Origin of the sequence: Caenispirillum salinarum AK4, from assembly GCF_000315795.1 — a bacterium.
Classification (GTDB): domain Bacteria; phylum Pseudomonadota; class Alphaproteobacteria; order Rhodospirillales; family Rhodospirillaceae; genus Caenispirillum; species Caenispirillum salinarum.
This window is the reverse complement of the sequence record NZ_ANHY01000046.1, coordinates 1-16,993: the sequence shown is the minus strand read 5'-3', so window position 1 is coordinate 16,993 and position 16,993 is coordinate 1. Positions and strand designations below refer to the sequence as shown.

Sequence of the window (16,993 nt, the reverse complement as noted above, 5' to 3'; positions counted from 1 at the left end):
GGCGCGGCCACGGGCTCGGCGGGTCGGGCCCGCACGGGGGCGGGTGCCGGGGCCGGCGTGCTCACCGAGGCCGGGGTGGAATAGCGCGGCGCGGCCGGCTGGGGTGCGGCGCGGATTTCGATGCCGCGCGTACGGCGGGGCTTTTCGGGCATCAGGTCGTGGCGCAGGTCCTCGACGCCGGGCACGCTGTCGTACATGCGGACCACGCCGCCGGCGGTGTCGTTGGCGTCGTCGTAGCCGTGGGACGCCACGGCGGTCACGGGCGCGACGAACAGGGCGACGGTGCAGCTCAGCAGGGTCGTGCGGATCATGGTCTGTCTCCCGGTGGGCTCGGTGTTGATGCCTCATGGTGCGCCGGGCGCGCCCCCGGGACTGTGAACCGGTCCACACCCCGTGCGCTTTTCCCCGTCGTCCGCCGGACAGGGCGGTGATCATGGACGGCCGCACCAGCCTGCGCGACTGCCTGATTGCCGCCCTGGCCGCCGCCTGCGTCGCCGTGGCGGCGGCGCTGATGCTGCCCACCGTGGTCATCGCCGACCGGCTGGTGGAGGACGCCGCCGTCGGGGCCCTGTCGCCGCCCCGGCCGCAGAGCCGCGAGATCGCCATCGTCGCCATCACCGAGGACACGCTCGCCACCCTCCCCCACCGCGCGCCCATCGACCGCGCTTTCCTGGCCTCGACCGTCGCGGCCCTGAGGCAGGCCGAGGTCCGGGCCCTGGGCGTCGACGTCCTGATCGACCAGCCGACCACGCCGGACGCCGACGCCGCGCTGAAGACCGCCCTGCGCGCGCCGGGACCGCCGGTGGTGCTGCTGACCGCCGCCGACCCCACGCCGCTGACGGAGCGCCAGCGCGCCTTCCATGACTCCTTTCTGGACGGCATGACGGTGGGCCACGGCAATCTGGCGGCGGACCGGCTGGACGGTGTGGTGCGCCGGCACGTCCCCCGCCTGGACGGCCTGCCGAGCTTTCCCGCCGCCCTGGCGGAGGCAGCGGGGGCCGGGGCGGGGGTGCCCGCCGGCATGTTCCGCATCGCCTGGCGCGCGGCCGGCGCGGACGCCGCCCCGCCCTTCCCCATCTATCCCGCGGAGGCGGTGCCGTTCCTGCCGCGCGACTGGCTGGCCGGCCGCATCGTCATCCTGGGCGTGGCCTCCCCGGCGCTCGACCGCCACGCCACGCCGGTGGCCGGACGCGGAGGCTCGACGGCCGGCGTCGTCATCCAGGCCCACGTGCTGTCGCAGATGCTGAGCGGCGAGGATCATCCGCGCGTGCCGGTCTGGGCGTGGGCGGCGGTGTGCGTGCTCGCTGCGCTGGCTGGCGGAAGCCTCGTCGCCGCCGCGCCGCCGCCGGCGCTGCTGGCGGCGGGCGCCGTGGCGGGGGCGGCAGGACTATGGATCGGCGCCGCCGGTCTGTACCGCGCGGGCGGGCCGCTGATCTCGCCGCTCGCGCCTTCGCTGGCGTGGCTCATGGCGATCAGTGCGGCGGCGGCGCTGGCGGCGTGGCGGGAGCGCGTGGCGAAAGCCATGCTCATGGGACTGTTCACAAGCCACCTCTCGGCCCCCGTCGCCCGCCAGATCTGGGAGCAGCGCGACACCTTCCTCCAGGGCGGACGGCCCCGGCCGCAATCGCTGACGGCGACGGTGATGTTCACCGACATCGCCGACTTCACGCCCATTTCGGAACAGCTGGGACCGGAACGGCTGATGGCCTGGCTGGAGGACTATCTGGAGGCCATGACCGACATCATCGTCGGGCACGACGGCATCGTCCTGCGCTTCATCGGCGACGGCATCCTGGCCATCTTCGGCGCCCCCATCCCCCGCACGGACCCCGCCGCCATCGCCGAGGACGCCCGCCGGGCGGTGCGGGCGGCACTCGCCATGGAAGCGGCGCTGGATGCGCTGGCGGCGCGCTGGGCGGACGACGGCCTGCCGCCGGCGGCCGTTCGGGTGGGCATCGTCACCGGACCCATGACGGCCGGCAGCGTCGGCGCCTTCCGCCACCTGGAATACACGGTGATGGGCGACACGGTGAACACCGCCGCCCGGCTGGAGGCTCTGGCAAAGACCGTCGAGCCGCCACCCGGCAGCCGGTGCCGCATCCTCATCGCGCAATCGACCCGCGACAACGCGGCGGAAACCGTCGACAGCGTCTGCATCGGGGACATCGCGCTGAAGGGGAAGGCGCGGCCGCTGCCGGTGTATCAGGTGCTGGGGCCGGCGGCGGATGCCGCGGCTCAGGCCTCGGGCTCGCGTCCGGCCAGGGCCGCCAGCGCATCGGCGTCGAGCACCGTGATGTAGCCGTTGCGGATGGCGATCCACCCCGCCTTCTGCCACGCGCCCAGATGCTTGTTCACGCTTTCGCGCGTGATGCCGACGATGGCGCCCAGCTGCTGCTGCGACAGCTTCACGTCGATGCACACCCCCGCGCGCGCGGGAATGCCGAAGGCCCCCACCAGGTGGCTCAGGGCCCGCGCCAGCCGGGCCGGCGCTTCCAGGAACAAGGAGTCCTCCAGGTGCGCGCTTGTGCGGCGCAGGCGCTGGCACAGGATTCCCAGAAGCCGCCGCGTGACCTCGGGGTTGGCCTCCAGATGGGACAGGAAGGTCTCGCGCTTGAGCACCAGCAGGTCGCAGGTCACCAGGGCGGCGGCATCGGCCGTGCGGGGCTCGCCGTCCAGCAGGCCGATCTCGCCGAACACCTCTCCGGTGCGGATGATGTTGAGGACCAGTTCCTTGCCGTCGGGGGAATAGGTGGAAATCTTCACCTGCCCGCGCGCGACCGCGATCATGCTGTCGCCGGCATCGCCGCGCTGGAAGATCACCTTCCCGCCTTCCACACGCCGGGGGATGGCCTGCGCCGCGAGACGCCGCCGCGTCGCCTCGTCGAAGGCCTGCAGCAGGCCGTGGTCCGCCAGGATGATCTCGGGGTCGACGGGCGCCACCTTCGCCATGGGCAAGTCCTCCCGCTGGGCCGGCCGAGGAGCGCAGGCTCCGCTGCGGGAATGGTAGCACCGCCCGTGCCCGCCCCGGGGCGGGTCATCAGCCTTAGGCGCCGCGGTATCCTTCAGCGAACGGGCACTGCCGCTGATCTAGGAGAACCACCTAAATAAAGTCTCGGACCTAACAAGCATTCGCCCGAGAAAAACCCACCGTTTTTGTCGTATCATCTTGTTTTGATAACGAAACCCGCAAAATAGCAACACATTGAAAAGGTTGGCCTTTGCCAGCCTGTCCAGACCTGAACGGACGGCGGGGGACTGAGAGCATGCACGGCGGCCACGCAGTCACAGGGAGGTGCCCCATGAGGCTCCTGGCGCTTCTCGTCTCTTTCCTCTTCCTCTGGACCGCCGGCGCGGCCCAGGCCGCGACCGAGCGGCGTATCGCGCTGATCATCGGCATGGGCACGTACCAGTACGCGCCGCACCTGATAAACCCGGTCAACGATGCCGAGGCCATGGCCCGCGCGCTGACGGACCTGGGCTTCGACGTCGAGCACCGCGCCGACATTGACTTCCGCGACCTGTCGGGTGCCCTGCGACAGTTCGGCATCAAGGCGCAGAACGCCGACGTGGCGCTTATCTACTACGCCGGCCACGGCATGCAGGTGAACGGACGGAACTACCTGATCCCCGTCGACGCCCGGCTGGAGCGCGAGCGCGACCTGGTCTACGAGGCCATGCCGCTGGACCTGCTGCTGGGCGAGGTCTCGCAGGCCCGCACGCTGGGCATGGTGATCCTGGACGCCTGCCGCAACAATCCCTTCGCCGAACGCCTGATGGACCGCAGCGGCCAGATCAGCCGGGCGGCGCAGATCGGCCTGGGCCTGGCGCGGGTCGACGACACGCCCAAGGACACCCTGGTCGCCATGGCCACCCGCGCCGACGCCCTGGCCGAGGACGGCGAGGGTGACAACAGCCCCTACACCGCCGCAATTCTGGAGTACCTGGAGGTTCCCGGGCTGGAGTTGGGCCTGTTCCTGCGCAAGGTGCGCGACGCCGTGCTGCGCACGACGAACGGCCGGCAGGAACCCTACACCTTCGGCTCCCTGGGCGCGGAAGCCTTCTACTTCAACCCGCTGCCCCCCAACGAGCCGCCCGTCGTCGGCGCGCTGGAGCCGCTGGAGATCGGCGACCGCCAGGGCGAGACGCCGCTGGATATCACCGGGCTGGAGGACCCCGACGGCGACCCGCTCAAGGCTCGCATCACCGGCCTGCCGCGCGGCGGCAAGATCCAGTTCGAGAGCCGTCCGCTGCTCATCGGCGACACGCTGACGGCCGAGCAGCTCAAGCGCGTGACCTTCACCCCCGACGGCAGCATGACCGGCCATGCCGGGCCGCTGATGTTCGCGGTCGAGGACACGCGGGGCGGCATCGCCTTCGGCAGCCTGTTCATCAAGATCGTGCCGTCCAACCATCCGCCGGAAGTGGCGCCGGAGCGCCTGGTGCGCGTGGTCGCAGCGCCGCTGGGCCTGGAGGCGCCGACGGACGAGGACGGCGACGACCTCCGCATCACCGTCTCCGCCGTGCCCGACAAGGGGGTGGTGCGCAACGCAGCGGGCGATCCCGTGCGGGTGGGTGACCTGTTGGCGCCCAACGCGCTGCAGCGCCTGAGCTTCGATCCCGGCGGCGCCAACCCCGGCGACGCGGGCGCCTTCGCGTACGTGGTGGAGGACGAGGAGGGCGCCAAGGCCGAAGGCAGGGTGCGCCTGAGCGTTCTGTCGCCCGACGTCCTCGACCAGCCGCCCGAGACACAGGCTCCGCCCGCCATGGCGGCGGCGGAGCCCGCTGACGCGGCGAAGGAGGAGGCCGAACTCGCCGCCCTGGCCGATCCGGTGACGGTCATCGACGCGGCACCGGACGCGGCACCAGCGGCGGAGGCCGAACCCGCGGCCGAGGCCGAACCCGCGTCGGCGGCCGTCAACGACGAAGTGCCGGGCGACCCGGAAACCGATGCCGCCGAGGCCGCCGCCGTTGCAGCCGCCTCCGTCGCCATGCGGGTGCCCGAGGCGCCCGAGCCCGCCAAGGACCGGGAAAACATCATGATGGTCCAGACCATGGCGAACCTGCGTGCGGCCCCATCCCTGGACGGCCGACGGCTCGCCATCGCCGACCGCGGCGACCTTGTCAGCGTTGTCGGCGGCGAGGGCGGCTGGGCCTCGGTGCGCACCGGCGAGGGGCTTGAGGCCTTCATCTGGGCCGGTCTGCTCTCGCCCCCGCCGGAGCGGCCCGACCCGGTGCACGACGCCGACGCCAACGAAGTCCAGATCGCCGGCGCCCTGCCGCTGCGCAAGCCGCCGGCCGGCAGCGAGACGCGCGGGGCGGGCACGATTCCTGCGGTCGGCCTGACCGGCCCGACGGCGGACGGCGCGGCGCCGCGCATCATCAAGGATTGCGAGGACTGCCCGCAACTGGTGGTCATGCAGCCGGGCACGTTCACCATGGGCTCCAACCGCGAGCACTTCACGGCGCGGCCGGCCCACCGCGTGACCATCGCCGAGCCGTTCGCCATCGGCCGGTTCGAGGTCACCATCGGCGAGTGGCAGGCCTGCGTCGACGACGGTGCCTGCGAGCCGGTGCCCGAAGCCAGCGGCCTGCCGCCGACCCTGCCGATCCATAACCTGGACTGGCACGACGCCAGCACCTACGTCGACTGGCTGGCGGACACCACCGGCGAGCCTTACCGCCTGCCGACGGAGGCGGAATGGGAATACGCCGCGCGCGGCGGTTCCGACGACGCCTTCTGGTGGGGCGCGCGGGCCGGCGGCGGCGAGGCCAACTGCCGGGGCTGCGGCGGTCCCTATGACCGGCGGCGCCCGGCGGCGGTGGACATGTTCCCCGCCAACGCGGCGGGTCTCTACGGCACCGCCGGGGGTGTGGCCGAATGGGTGCAGGACTGCTGGACGGATTCCCATCAGGGCGCGCCCGGCGACGGCTCCGCGCGGGTGAGCGGCCAGTGCCGCGACCGCGTGCTGCGCGGCGGATCGTGGCGCAACGACGACAGCTACGCCACCAACGCCAGCCGCTTCTTCTATGACGCCGGAGTGCGCTACATCGCCAATGGCCTGCGGGTGGCGCGCGACCTGCGATGACGGCCATGGACGGCGCCTGGGCCCGACGGGTGAACCGGTTCACAGCGGCCGGCGGCGGCCGGCGCTAGCGTCGAAGGCATGGAGGGGCGGGCATCGCGCCCGCCTCGCCCGCCACCCGACGCAGGAGACGTCCCATGACCCATCGCCGCATCCTGGCCGCCGGCCTGATCCTGGGCTCCCTGGCCGCCCCCCTCGCCGCCGCGCCGACCTGGGCGGCCGACCTGCACACCGGCGGCATCGCCCTCAGCCCCGCCGCGATGGCCGGCACATCGGCGGCAGATCGCCAAGGCGGCCGGGCGGTGTCCGTGGAGACGCTGTTCTTCGGCATGGCGGCGCGCGACCGGGCGTCCGACCAGGGCGGCGCTGCCGGCGATCCGACCGACCGCGCGCTGGGGATGACCCGCCCGGCCCTGACGGCGGACATCTTCGGCCTGACGCAAGCCCCCCGAACCGCCGGCGCCGCCGATCCCCGGCGATGACCGCCGCCACCGCCGTCCAAGGAGCGCCGCCATGACCCGCACTACCCGGTTCCGCCCGCGCCGCCGTCCGTCGTCCGTCCGCGCTGCCCGCCTGGCCGGGGCCGCCGCCATCGCGCTTCTGGCCGGCGGCTGCATGACGCCGCCTGAACAGGCCAGCATCATCCGCCAGCCGAGCACCGCGCCGACGCGCACCATCTCAAGCTTCACCGAGTCCCTGCGCTGCATGGACGAGTTGCTGTGGACCCACGGCAAGCGCGACATCTACATCACCAGCAACGGCATTCCCGACGCCACGGGACGGCTGCTCGGCGGCACCAAGGACATGCTGATCACCGCCGTCTCGCGCATGTCCGACCGCAGCGGGGCCTTCGACTTCGTGGACTTCGAGCCGGGCATGGACAGCGTCAACGCCCTGCACTCCCTCATCGGCATCCGGCCCGAATTCCGCGCACCGTCGTACTACGTGCGCGGCGCCGTCACCCAGTTGGACGAGAACGTCATCGCCGACGCCGCCAGCGCCGGGCTCTCCCTGCCGGCGCTGGACCTGGGCGTGTCGCAGGACCAGCTTGTCTCCGTCATCTCCATCGACCTGAGCATCGGCGAACTGGTGACCCGGCGCATCCTGCCCGGCACCTCGACCAGCAACTCCATCGCCGTGGTCTCCTACGGCCAGGGCGCCAACGCCGGCGGGGAAATCCGCAAGGCGGGCCTGTCCTTCAGCCTGTCCTTCAACCGCTCGGAAGGGATGCACCAGGCCCTGCGCACCCTGATCGAGCTGAGCGCCATCGAGGTGCTGGGCAAGTTGACGCAGGTACCGTATTGGCAGTGCCTGGGCATCGACTCCACCAATCCCGCCTACATGGGCCAGGCGCGTTCCTGGTACGACGGCATGAGCCCGTCCGACCGGGTGATTTTCGCCCAGCGGGTGCTGTCCGGCGCCGGCTATGCCGTCCCCGTCGGCGGCACGCTGGATCAGGCGACGCGCGATGCCCTGGGGCGCTTCCAGGCGTCGAACGACCTGATCCCGTCGGGCACGGTCGACTTCGACACCTACCTGCGGATGCTCAGCCTGCCCCAGGCGAGCGGTGGAACCGTCGCCGTCGCTGCCGCCGCCCCGCCGTCTCCGGCGACCGTGACCGCCCCGGCTCCGCCGCCGGCCTCGACGGGGCCGGACGTGGTGCTGGACAGCAACCGGGGACCGGCTCCCCGCTACCGCACCGGCGAAACGATGGAGGTTTCCGCCCGGCTGACCGAGGCCGGGTTCCTCTACTGCTATTACGCCGATGCCTCGGGAACCGTGGCCCGCATCTTCCCCAACCGCTTCCAGCCGGATGCCTTCGTGCAGGCCGGACAGCGTGTGACCATTCCGCCCGGGTCGGCGGAAAAGCCGTTCGTCATCCGCATGGACCAGCCGGGCAACCGCGAGACCATCGCCTGCATCGCCGCCGAGCAGGAAGCCGGCGTCGCGCTGCCCGACGCCCTGAAGGCCGAGGACCTGCAGCCCATTCCCGGCGCCACGGTGGACGCCATCGTCGACGCCTTCCGCACTGCCTCGGGCTCCCCCGTGCGGGCCCGGACCATGCCGATAACCGTCACCGGCGGATAACGCCGCATCGAACAGTGGAGTGAGAGCCATGCGAACCATCCGCCACCTGCCCGTGCTGGCCGCCGCCCTTCTGGCGGCGGCCGCCCCGTCCGCCCTGGCCGGCATCGAACAACCGCCGGAGCCCGTCCCGGCCGAGGCCGCGCCCGTGCCCGGGGGCGTGCTCGTCATACCCGCCGACGAGAACGTCCGCGTCACCTGCTGGCAGGACGGCCGCAAGGTGATGGAGGTGACCAACCTCTCCGTCCGCTCCGTCGGCATTCCCAATCAGGTGCGGTCGTTGAGTTTCCAGTCCAGCCTCTCCGGCGGCACCATGACCCTGCTGCCCCAGCCCGACAGCCTGTGCCTGGTCCAGCCGCTGAAGTAGCCCTTCCTCCCGCACGAAAAACCGCCCGCGACCGTGCGTCGCGGGCGGTGTCTCTGTTTTCGATCGCCCTAATCGGTGATGGTGACCTCCTGCGTCGCGGTGTTGTTGTTGCCGACGGCGACGTTGACGATGCTGTTCTGGTTGGACAGGAACAGGGCGTCCAGTTCGGGGGCCACGCCAGCCTGGGCCTTGATCTCGCCCCCGTCGCTGTCCTCGCCTTCTACGGTGCCCGTCGCCAGTTCCACCGTGATGTCGCTTTCGAAGGTGTTCACGATGAAGGGCGCGTCAATGAAGGTGAAGAAGTTGGGCACGAAGGGCTCCGGCGGCGGCTGGCGGCTGGCGGCCACGGGCTGCCCGCGGAAAAAGCCGTCGAGATAGCCGCCGTCGCCGCGGATCAGGGCCACCGCCTGACGGTTCGCGCCCTCGCGCAGGCGGGCGGGATTTGCGGCGGCGACGTTCGTCGGGCGCACGACGGGGGCGGCCACCGGCGGCGGCGCCATGGGCGCGGCCAGGGCACCGGCCACCGCCATGGCGCCGGCCTCTGGCGGCACGAACAGGCCGACGCCGCCAGCCTCCTGTCCCAGGGCGCCGGACGGCAATGCGGCGACACCGACGGCCAGGGCAAGCGCCGGCCGGAACCGGAAGCGGGTGCGGACACGGGAAAAGCGGGTCATGAGCGGTCTCCTTGCGTCAACGGGGATGACCCAGGCTAGCGCCGGCGAGGAGGGGGCACTGTGAACCGGCCCACTCCCCCCGCCGGTTGCGCCGCGAAAAAAGCCCCGGCCGATGCACGGCCGGGGCGAAGGTGTCCAGACGGGAGAGACTGCATGAGCAAGCGTGGTGGTGGATGGATCAGGCCTACTGCTGGTTCACGAGAACCTGCTGGTCCGCCTTGTTGAACAGGCCGGCCGCCAGGTTGGAGGCATCGACCGCGTTGAAGCCGGAGGTCACACCCGGGTTGCCCTGCTGGCTGACACCCAGGAACTGGTTGGCGGTGTTGCCGATGCCGGCGGCGACGTTGGTCCCGACGGTGGTGTTGACGTTGACCGTCGGCGTGTAGGCCTTGCCGGGATAGGGCGACACCTTGCCCTTGTAGGGGCTCTTGTAGGAAGAGGCCGCGCCGTGGCTCCAGCCCGTCATGGGACCCTGCTGGGTCACCTGGGCCGCCTGATGGGCATGGTTGCCGATGCCGGCGGCGGTGTTCTGCATCTGCACCGTGTTGGTGTTGGACACCAGCGGCAGCCCGCCCTTGTGGAGGCCGTCGGCCAGCGCCGGACCGGCGAAGAGGACGGAGGTGGCGACGGCGGCGAGGAAGGTGCGGCGAAGGGTCATGGTTCGTCTCCTTGGGTTCGGGGTCTGGATCGGTCCCGGGCCCGTTGCCCTCGATCCATGGCCTTACCCTACCGGCGCCCGGCCCGGCCCACTGTGAACCGCTTCACCGAAATGCGCTTTTCCCGACACGGCGCGCCTCGCCCGCTTTTTTTCTGCGCAAAGGCCCGGTCCCGGACCAGACAGCCTGCACGCCGGCGGGACGGCCCGGCGGCGGCAGCAAGGCCCGCCCTGGCCGGCCTCGCGGAGGCGGCCCGAGGGAGCCGAACACGAAGACGACGCCTCCTCGAGCGGACAAGGCGGGTCGGGCGTGGCATGATGGGCATCTGCGGCCGGCGCGGCCGGTCATTGGCGTCATGGCACGGCGAGGCCCCTCATGGACCATCACGACTATCGCCGCCGGCTGCACCCGCTGGCCGGTTCGGAGTGCGCGCTTCCCGACGAGGAGATCCGCCGCCGCCATGATGCCGTCGCGGCGGCGATGGAGGCGGCGGGGCTGGAGGCCCTGCTGCTCGCCTCGCCGGCCGACATCTACTACCTCACCGGCTACAGCACCTTCGAGGTGTCGGTGCACACGGTGCTGGTCTTTGCGCCGGGGCAGATGATGCTGCAGGTGCCTTCCATCGAGACCGGGCCGGCGGTCGCCTGCACCCGCGTCGAGGACGTGAACGGCTACCGCTGGGAGAACATTGCCGAGGTGCTCGACCCCCTGGCCGACGCGCTGACGCGGGCCGGCCGGCGGATCGGGGTCGATCCCTGGCAGGCGGCCCTGCGACCCGGCGTGCTCGACGGGCTGAAGGCGCGGCTGCCGCAGCACGACTTCCTCGATGCCGCCGGCCTGCTGGCCCATGTGCGGATCGTCAAGTCGCCGCTGGAGCTGTCCTTCCTGGAGCACAGCGCCCGCATCACCGGCCTGGGCATCGCCGCGGCGGCGGACGCCGCGCGCGCCGGCGTCACCGACAGCGCGGTCGCGGCGGCGGGCGCGCAGGCCCTGTACGGCGCCGGCAGCGAGTTCATGAGCATGCAGCCCATCGTCACCACCGGGCGGCGCAGCAGCATCATACACGTCAACCACCACCGCCACCGGATCGGGGACGGCGACCCGGTGTTCATCGAGTTGGGCGCCGCCTGGCAGCGTTATACCGCGCCCATGATGCGGACCGTGGTCGCGGGTACGCCAACGCCCCGCATGGTGGAGGTCTTCGACACCATCCGCCGCATGCATGACGCCCTGCTCGGCGCCATTCGCCCCGGCGCCAGCTTCGACGCGGCCGCCCGCGCCGCCGAGACGGCTCTGGCGCCGCTGGTGGACGACGTGTTCTTCTCCGGCGTCTTCGGATATGCCGTCGGCGCCCAGTTTCCACCGTCGTGGGTGGAGGGGTCCGGCTACGTCGCCCGGGGCCAGGAGCGGGTCTTCGCGCCCGGCATGGTCTTCCACCTGCCGCTGTGCCTGCGCATTCCAGGCGCATGGGGCATCGGCTGCAGCGACACCATCCGGGTGACGGAGGACGGTGCCGTGCCGCTCACCGACAATCCGTGGACGCTGGATGAGCGGCAATAGGGCGAACCGGCATCCCGCCGTTCTCCACCTGGAGCGCCCCGTCCAGCCGCCTCCCCCTTCCGCCGACGCCTTCCCGTCGTCCGCCGGGCCCGTTGCAGAATTCGGCCGCGCGGCTGAAGTTCCGCCACTCGTAGACGGCGGCCAGATAGCGCAGGTGCTTGAGCGTTGGCGTCGCCACGGTTCCGCCCCCCACAGCGTAGATGATCGGCAGAAGCCGCCAGAGCGGGCTTTGGTTCCCTCCTGATATGGGAGAGGAGGTATCAGGGTAAACCCGACGAGAGATCGGACCGCCCCACCCGATGCCCCAGCAAGCCGGCGCGCATGGGTGGCAGGGCCGTAACATGCGTCGCGTCGCGGAACACGCTTTATTCGCTTCCCGACCCAAGCATGTTCTGCCGCACCGCCGTCAGGTGCTCGCGCATGAGGCGCTTGGCGGCCTCGGCATCGCGGTCGCGGATGGCCTCGACGACGGCGCCATGCTGCCGGACGTAGGCGCGGCGGCGGGCGGGCGTCACGCTCTGGCGCTTGAGGCGGCCCCAGATTTCCTGGTCCCGCACGCTGTCGATGGCGCGAAAGACTTCCGCCATCAGGCTGTTGCCGGCGGCCTCGGCGATGCTGCGATGCAGGGCGCCGTCCCAGCGCTCGAAGGTGGGAATGTCCTCGGCCGCCGCGCCCTCCGCCAGGCAGGTTTCCATGAAGGCGATTTGCGCCGGCGACGATCGGTGCGCCGCCAGGCCGCACAAGTGCGGCTCCAGGATCAGGCGCGCCTCCATGACCTCCTGCGGGTTCGTCGTGTCGGGCCGGAACAGCTGCGGAACGGCCGGCGGTCCCGCCTCGTCCCCCAGGCCATCGGCGGCGGGCGCGGTGGCGCGTGCCGTGACGAAGGTGCCGCGCCCGACATGGCGCCAGATCAGGCCCTCCTCCTCCAGCTGCGCGAGCGCGCTCCGCAGCGCCCCGCGACTGACGCCGAACTCGGCCGCCAGATCACGCTCCGGCGGAAGGCGGCGCCGTGGGGGCAGTTCGGACTGCAGGATCATGCGGCGCAAGCGGTTGAAGGCTGTCTCGGACGCGGACATCGGTGTTCCCGGGATGTGACTTGTACCAATCCAGCATATTGGTCCAGGCGCGTGACGTCAAAGATCGCCGCGCGAACAACCGCCGGAGTATTGCCGAAAATGGTGGTACACCGGATGAACCGGCCTCGCCGCGTTGATCCTGCGCGCCGCATTGGTTCATGCTTTACGTGGCGTCGCGGCATTTGGTCCGAGATTGGTCCAATCCCGCGCCGCCCAATGAACAGGAACTCCGCCGCGCCAACGCCGCGCGGACACGTTCGAACATCGGGAGGACTCCATGCAGATGCACAAGACGATGGCCGCAGCCGTTGCCCTCGGCGCCGCCATGACCGCCGGCGGCGCATTGGCGCAGGACGAGGTGAAGGATGTGGCGTGGGGCGGTTCCAGCCCCGGCGGCGTGATGTACTACATGGTGGGCACCGCGGGCACGGTGCTTTCGCGCGACCTGCCCGACATCAACGTCACCCAGGTCACCACCGGCGGCTCCACCGAGAACGCCAAGCGGCTGATCAAGGGCGAGTTGGACATGGGCATCGTCTATGGCTCGCACGTCTACCTGGCGCAGACGCCAGAAGGACCCTTCGCCAACGGGCCGAAGGGCGACATGCTGCGCGGCGTCGGCAAGGCCTACGAAGGCCCCACATACTTCGTGACGCTGGAGGAGAACGGCATCGAGTCCGTCTCGGACCTGGAGGGCAAGACGGTCGCCCTGGGTCCGCCGGGTTCCGGCACGGTGTTCAACTGCACCAACATCCTCAAGGCGCTGGACATGCAGGAGAGCATCGAGCCGCGCATGATGACCTTCGCCGACGCGGGCCGCGCACTCGGCAACCGCCAGATCGACGCCTTCTGCCAGTCCTCGGCCCCGGCGGCGGCCGTGAGCGAACTGGCCGAGACCCACGACGTGAACGTCATTCCCTACACCGACGAGGAAATGGCGAAGATCGAGGAGACATATCCTTTCTACTACGCCGCCGACCTGCCGGCGGACATGTACAAGGGCGTGCCGCAGACAACCCTGCCCTACACCACGGTCTACTGGGTGGCGCACGAGCGCGTGCCGAAGGAGACGGTCAAGAAGATCCTGGCGCACATGTACGACACCGGAACACGCAAGGAGCTGGAGTCCGGCCACCGCAACTGGAAGCAGCTGTCGCCGTCCAACCAGAACTTCGCCAAGCTGGGCGCGCCAATGCACCCCGGCGCCGAGGAGTTCTACAAGGAACAGGGCATGTGGGAGGAGTGATCGCGCCCCTGCCCTGACGCCGGCGGCCGTGCGTGCTTCGACCTCGCGCGGCCGCCGCCCGCCCTGTTCCTGATCCCGCGAAGCCTGCCGGAGGCGCTGCATGACGGCACCCACGTGGTTCGGCGAGTTCTCCGCCAAGGGCCGCACCCTGCGCGGCTGGTGGGCGCTTCTGTATGCCGGCGTCGCCGCCTTCTTCGGCGGCTGGTACATGTACACGTCGGGCTTCGGCATCGAATCCACCGAGTCCAACCGCGGCTTCTACCTGCTGTTCACCTCGGTCCTGGTGTTCCTGCTCTACCCGGCGCGGAAGGGCGCCCCGACCCATCGCCCCAGCGTGTTCGACCTGGTGATGTGCGCCGCCGCCGTGGTGTCGGTCGGCTACTGGATGGACCAGTACATCTCCTACGCCATGTTCCGGGTCAGCGCGCCCACCACCTGGGACCTGACCATGGGCGCCATCTGCATCGTCGTGATGCTGGAGACCACGCGCCGGGTGCTCGGGCCGGCGCTGGTGGTTCTGGGGCTGATCTTCCTGGTGCAGCTCTATTACGGCCAGTGGCTGCCCGGCAAGCTGAGCCATCCGGGCCTGACCGTCGAGCGGATCATCGAGTTCACGTATTCCACCCAGGAAGCCATCTTCGGCGTCATCACCGCCACCTTCGCCACCTTCGTCTTTCCGTTCATGGTCTTCGGCGCCTTCCTGGAGCGCAGCGGCGCCGGCCGGTTCTTCATGGAGCTGGCAACCGCCCTGACGGGCCGCTGGCGCGGCGGGCCGGCGAAGATCGCCACCATCACCTCGGCCCTGTTCGGCTCCATTTCCGGGTCGTCGGTCGCCAACGTGGTCTCCACCGGCGCCTTCACCATCCCGCTGATGAAGCGCATCGGGTTCCGCCCGCACGTGGCCGGAGGCATCGAGGCCATCGCCTCGACCGGCGGACAGTTCATGCCGCCCATCATGGGCGCCGGCGTGTTCATCCTGGCGACCCTGACCGAGAGCAACTACCTCGGCATCGCGCTGATGAACGTCATCCCGGCCACCCTGTTTTTCATCTTCGTGCTGCTGATGGTGGACCTGGAGGCCGTGCGCACCGGCCTGAAGGGCATCCCGCGCGAAGAGACGCCGGACGTCTGGCCCGTGCTCAAGCGCGGCTGGCACTTCTTCATCCCGCTCATCGTCATCGTCGGGCTGCTGTTCAACGGCTACTCGCCCGAGGTCGGCGCCTTCTGGGGCAGTGTCTCGGCGCTGGTGCTGTCCTGGCTGCGCAAGGACACCCGCATGGGCCCGCGCGCGGTGGTGAGCGGACTGGTCGGCGGCGCCCATGCCAACACCGCCGCCGGCGCCGCCATCGGGACGCTGGGCATCATCATCGGCGGCATCGTGCTGTCGGGTTTGGGGCTGAAGTTCTCGGCCGTGCTGGTGGACTTCTCCGGCGGCGTGCTGCTGCTGGCGGCCCTGCTGGTGATGGTGATCTCCATCATTATCGGCATGGGGTCGAGCACCACGGGCTCCTACATCATCCTCTCCGTCGTCGCCGCGCCAGCGCTGATCAAGCTGGGGGTGCCGACCATCGCCGCCCATCTGGTGGTGTTCTATGCCGCCTGCCTGTCCAACATCACGCCGCCCGTCTGCGTCTCCGCCTTCGCCGCCGCCGCCATCGCGGGCTCGGACCCGATCCGCACCGGCGTCGCGGCGCTCAAGTACGGATCGATGCTGGTGCTGCTGCCGTTCAGCTTCATTTATGCGCCGGGCATCCTGCTGTACGGGACGTGGTGGGACGTGGTCCACGCGACGGCCGGCCATCTGGTGGGCCTGACTGCGCTTGCCATGGCGCTGCAGGGCTGCACCTTCGTGACGGAGCGGATGAGCCTGACGCCGCGCCTCGTGCTGTTCGCCGCCTCGGGCCTGTTGCTGTTCCCCGCGCATTGGTGGGTGGATGTCGCGGGCCTGCTGCTGTTCGCCGCCGGGCTCGCGCTGGCGCTCGGCCTGCCCATGCCGCGCGCGCCGCGTTCACCGTCCACACCGCGAAACGCTCATCGTGACCGGAGGATTTGACCTGATGCTGCTCGCCACCTACACCGTCAGCGGCCGGCGCCATGTCGGCGTGGTGTCCGAAGACCGCACCACCGTAAGCCCCCTGGCCGTCTCCGACGCGGCGGCGGCGCTCGGTGTCCGCGCGATCGTGGAGGACGCGGCGGCGGGGCGCCACCTGCCGGAGGCCGGTGCGCCCGTGCCGCTGGCCGAGGTGACTCTCGACGCGCCAATCCCCCGCCCGGCCCGCAATATCTTCTGCGTCGGCAAGAACTACTTCGACCACGCGCACGAGTTCGCCAAGTCGGGCTTCGACATGAGCGCGGCCTCGGGCGCGGTGCCCGAGGCGCCGATCATCTTTTCCAAGGTCCCGGAGAGCGTCATCGGCCCCGACCGCCCGATCCTCATTGACCCGGACATCAGCACGGCCATCGACTACGAGGCCGAACTGGCGGTCATCATCGGCACCGGCGGCCGCGGCATTCCGAAGGAACGCGCGCTTGAGCACATCTTCGGCTACACCATCGTCAACGACGTGACGGCCCGCGACATCCAGGGGCGCCACAAGCAGTGGCTGCTCGGTAAGTCGCAGGACACCTTCTGCCCCATGGGGCCGTGGGTGGTGACGGCCGACGCGGTGTCATTGGACGATATGGTGGTGCGCTGCTGGGTGAACGACGAGCTGCGCCAGGACGCGCCGACCAAGGCGCTGATCTTCGACGTGCCAACGTTGATCAGCACCATCAGCCGGGGCATCACGCTCCAGCCGGGCGACATCATCGCCACTGGCACGCCGGCCGGCGTCGGCATCGGCTTCGACCCGCCGCGCTACCTCCGCGACGGCGACCGGGTGCGTATCGAGATCAGCGGCATCGGTAACCTCGGGAACGTGGTTGCGCGATACGGCCGGAGACCGTAATCACGCCGCCAACCAGCCAGCGGGCCCAACATGACAACACCCCAGCCTGTTTCCAAGCCGGGGTGTTGACATGTTGGTTGCGGGGGCAGGATTTGAACCTGCGACCTTCAGGTTATGAGCCTGACGAGCTACCGGACTGCTCCACCCCGCGGCAGGATGTGTTTGGTGTCGGGTGTGTGTGCCGTTCGCCGGCGGAGGTCGGGAAGACGGATCATCGGAAGAGGTCAGGTGCGGCGTCGCGGCTCGCTGCGTCTGCGGGGTGTGCTTGGAAGACCTGGCGGCGTTCTACTCTCCCACG

14 protein-coding genes and 1 tRNA gene are annotated in these 16,993 nt (G+C 70.5%); 9 read left to right on the top strand and 6 right to left on the bottom strand.

Annotated elements, in window-relative coordinates:
- Nucleotides 1–311, bottom strand: a 311-nt coding sequence (locus tag C882_RS22500) for a hypothetical protein (RefSeq protein WP_043647312.1), incomplete at its 3' end; no start/stop codon positions are given.
- 122 nt (nucleotides 312–433) lie between these two features.
- Between C882_RS22500 and C882_RS22495 the strand changes: the two genes are divergently transcribed.
- Nucleotides 434–2,299: an adenylate/guanylate cyclase domain-containing protein gene (locus tag C882_RS22495; protein WP_160166810.1), complete on the top strand. Its 1,866-nt coding sequence runs from the start codon at nucleotides 434–436 to the stop codon at nucleotides 2,297–2,299.
- On the opposite strand, the gene C882_RS22490 is transcribed toward C882_RS22495, so the two are convergent.
- Complete coding sequence (locus C882_RS22490) at nucleotides 2,236–2,949, bottom strand: Crp/Fnr family transcriptional regulator (protein WP_043647310.1); 714 nt, start codon at nucleotides 2,947–2,949, stop codon at nucleotides 2,236–2,238. The two genes, C882_RS22495 and C882_RS22490, sit on opposite strands and share 64 nt — an antisense overlap.
- A gap of 350 nt (nucleotides 2,950–3,299) precedes the next feature.
- On the opposite strand from C882_RS22490, the gene C882_RS23735 reads away from it, so the two are divergent.
- From C882_RS23735 to C882_RS22470, 4 genes are all read left to right on the top strand, one after another.
- On the top strand, nucleotides 3,300–6,086 hold the full coding sequence (locus C882_RS23735) for an SUMF1/EgtB/PvdO family nonheme iron enzyme (RefSeq protein WP_009542994.1): 2,787 nt from the start codon (nucleotides 3,300–3,302) through the stop codon (nucleotides 6,084–6,086).
- Nucleotides 6,087–6,220: 134 nt separating this feature from the next.
- Nucleotides 6,221–6,565, top strand: coding sequence for a hypothetical protein (locus tag C882_RS22480; protein WP_009542993.1), 345 nt, complete (start codon nucleotides 6,221–6,223; stop codon nucleotides 6,563–6,565).
- A gap of 31 nt (nucleotides 6,566–6,596) precedes the next feature.
- Nucleotides 6,597–8,171 (top strand): DUF4384 domain-containing protein, encoded by a 1,575-nt coding sequence (locus C882_RS22475; protein ID WP_009542992.1) that lies wholly within the window; start codon nucleotides 6,597–6,599, stop codon nucleotides 8,169–8,171.
- 28 nt (nucleotides 8,172–8,199) lie between these two features.
- On the top strand, nucleotides 8,200–8,535 hold the full coding sequence (locus C882_RS22470; protein ID WP_009542991.1) for a hypothetical protein: 336 nt from the start codon (nucleotides 8,200–8,202) through the stop codon (nucleotides 8,533–8,535).
- A gap of 68 nt (nucleotides 8,536–8,603) precedes the next feature.
- Here the strand turns inward: C882_RS22470 and C882_RS22465 are convergent, their stop codons facing one another.
- Together C882_RS22465 and C882_RS22460 are read right to left on the bottom strand one after the other, a co-directional pair.
- A complete protein-coding gene (locus tag C882_RS22465; protein WP_009542990.1) occupies nucleotides 8,604–9,209 on the bottom strand; it encodes a hypothetical protein in 606 nt (201 codons plus the stop codon).
- A 184-nt stretch (nucleotides 9,210–9,393) separates the two neighbouring features.
- The gene (locus C882_RS22460; RefSeq protein ID WP_009542989.1) at nucleotides 9,394–9,867 is read right to left on the bottom strand and encodes a hypothetical protein; all 474 of its coding nucleotides are present in this window, start codon (nucleotides 9,865–9,867) and stop codon (nucleotides 9,394–9,396) included.
- A 373-nt stretch (nucleotides 9,868–10,240) separates the two neighbouring features.
- Here C882_RS22460 and C882_RS22455 point away from each other — a divergent pair, with 373 nt between their 5' ends.
- Complete coding sequence (locus C882_RS22455; RefSeq protein ID WP_009542987.1) at nucleotides 10,241–11,425, top strand: M24 family metallopeptidase; 1,185 nt, start codon at nucleotides 10,241–10,243, stop codon at nucleotides 11,423–11,425.
- Between the two features lie 365 nt (nucleotides 11,426–11,790).
- Here C882_RS22455 and C882_RS22450 read toward each other — a convergent pair whose 3' ends face one another.
- Nucleotides 11,791–12,501, bottom strand: coding sequence for a FadR/GntR family transcriptional regulator (locus C882_RS22450; protein WP_009542986.1), 711 nt, complete (start codon nucleotides 12,499–12,501; stop codon nucleotides 11,791–11,793).
- Nucleotides 12,502–12,778: 277 nt separating this feature from the next.
- On the opposite strand from C882_RS22450, the gene C882_RS22445 reads away from it, so the two are divergent.
- The 3 genes from C882_RS22445 to C882_RS22435 all read left to right on the top strand — a co-directional run bounded on the left by C882_RS22445 (nucleotide 12,779) and on the right by C882_RS22435 (nucleotide 16,695).
- Nucleotides 12,779–13,747, top strand: a complete 969-nt coding sequence (locus C882_RS22445; protein WP_009542985.1) for a TAXI family TRAP transporter solute-binding subunit — start codon at nucleotides 12,779–12,781, stop codon at nucleotides 13,745–13,747.
- A gap of 100 nt (nucleotides 13,748–13,847) precedes the next feature.
- Nucleotides 13,848–15,800 (top strand): TRAP transporter permease, encoded by a 1,953-nt coding sequence (locus C882_RS22440; RefSeq protein WP_009542984.1) that lies wholly within the window; start codon nucleotides 13,848–13,850, stop codon nucleotides 15,798–15,800.
- Nucleotides 15,784–16,695 (top strand): fumarylacetoacetate hydrolase family protein, encoded by a 912-nt coding sequence (locus C882_RS22435; protein WP_236262738.1) that lies wholly within the window; start codon nucleotides 15,784–15,786, stop codon nucleotides 16,693–16,695. Before C882_RS22440 ends, C882_RS22435 begins: the two co-directional genes overlap by 17 nt.
- Before the next feature lie 74 nt (nucleotides 16,696–16,769).
- Here the strand turns inward: C882_RS22435 and C882_RS22430 are convergent.
- Nucleotides 16,770–16,846: transfer RNA gene (locus tag C882_RS22430), tRNA-Met, on the bottom strand.
- Between the last annotated feature and the right edge of the window lie 147 nt (nucleotides 16,847–16,993).

Bases quoted from the DNA above. Each gene is read 5' to 3' on its own strand.
- C882_RS22495 (WP_160166810.1), top strand. From the start codon at position 434: ATGGACGGCCGCACCAGCCTGCGCGACTGCCTGATTGCCGCCCTGGCC.
- C882_RS22490 (WP_043647310.1), bottom strand. From the start codon at position 2,949: ATGGCGAAGGTGGCGCCCGTCGACCCCGAGATCATCCTGGCGGACCAC.
- C882_RS23735 (WP_009542994.1), top strand. From the start codon at position 3,300: ATGAGGCTCCTGGCGCTTCTCGTCTCTTTCCTCTTCCTCTGGACCGCC.
- C882_RS22480 (WP_009542993.1), top strand. From the start codon at position 6,221: ATGACCCATCGCCGCATCCTGGCCGCCGGCCTGATCCTGGGCTCCCTG.
- C882_RS22475 (WP_009542992.1), top strand. From the start codon at position 6,597: ATGACCCGCACTACCCGGTTCCGCCCGCGCCGCCGTCCGTCGTCCGTC.
- C882_RS22470 (WP_009542991.1), top strand. From the start codon at position 8,200: ATGCGAACCATCCGCCACCTGCCCGTGCTGGCCGCCGCCCTTCTGGCG.
- C882_RS22465 (WP_009542990.1), bottom strand. From the start codon at position 9,209: ATGACCCGCTTTTCCCGTGTCCGCACCCGCTTCCGGTTCCGGCCGGCG.
- C882_RS22460 (WP_009542989.1), bottom strand. From the start codon at position 9,867: ATGACCCTTCGCCGCACCTTCCTCGCCGCCGTCGCCACCTCCGTCCTC.
- C882_RS22455 (WP_009542987.1), top strand. From the start codon at position 10,241: ATGGACCATCACGACTATCGCCGCCGGCTGCACCCGCTGGCCGGTTCG.
- C882_RS22450 (WP_009542986.1), bottom strand. From the start codon at position 12,501: ATGTCCGCGTCCGAGACAGCCTTCAACCGCTTGCGCCGCATGATCCTG.
- C882_RS22445 (WP_009542985.1), top strand. From the start codon at position 12,779: ATGCAGATGCACAAGACGATGGCCGCAGCCGTTGCCCTCGGCGCCGCC.
- C882_RS22440 (WP_009542984.1), top strand. From the start codon at position 13,848: ATGACGGCACCCACGTGGTTCGGCGAGTTCTCCGCCAAGGGCCGCACC.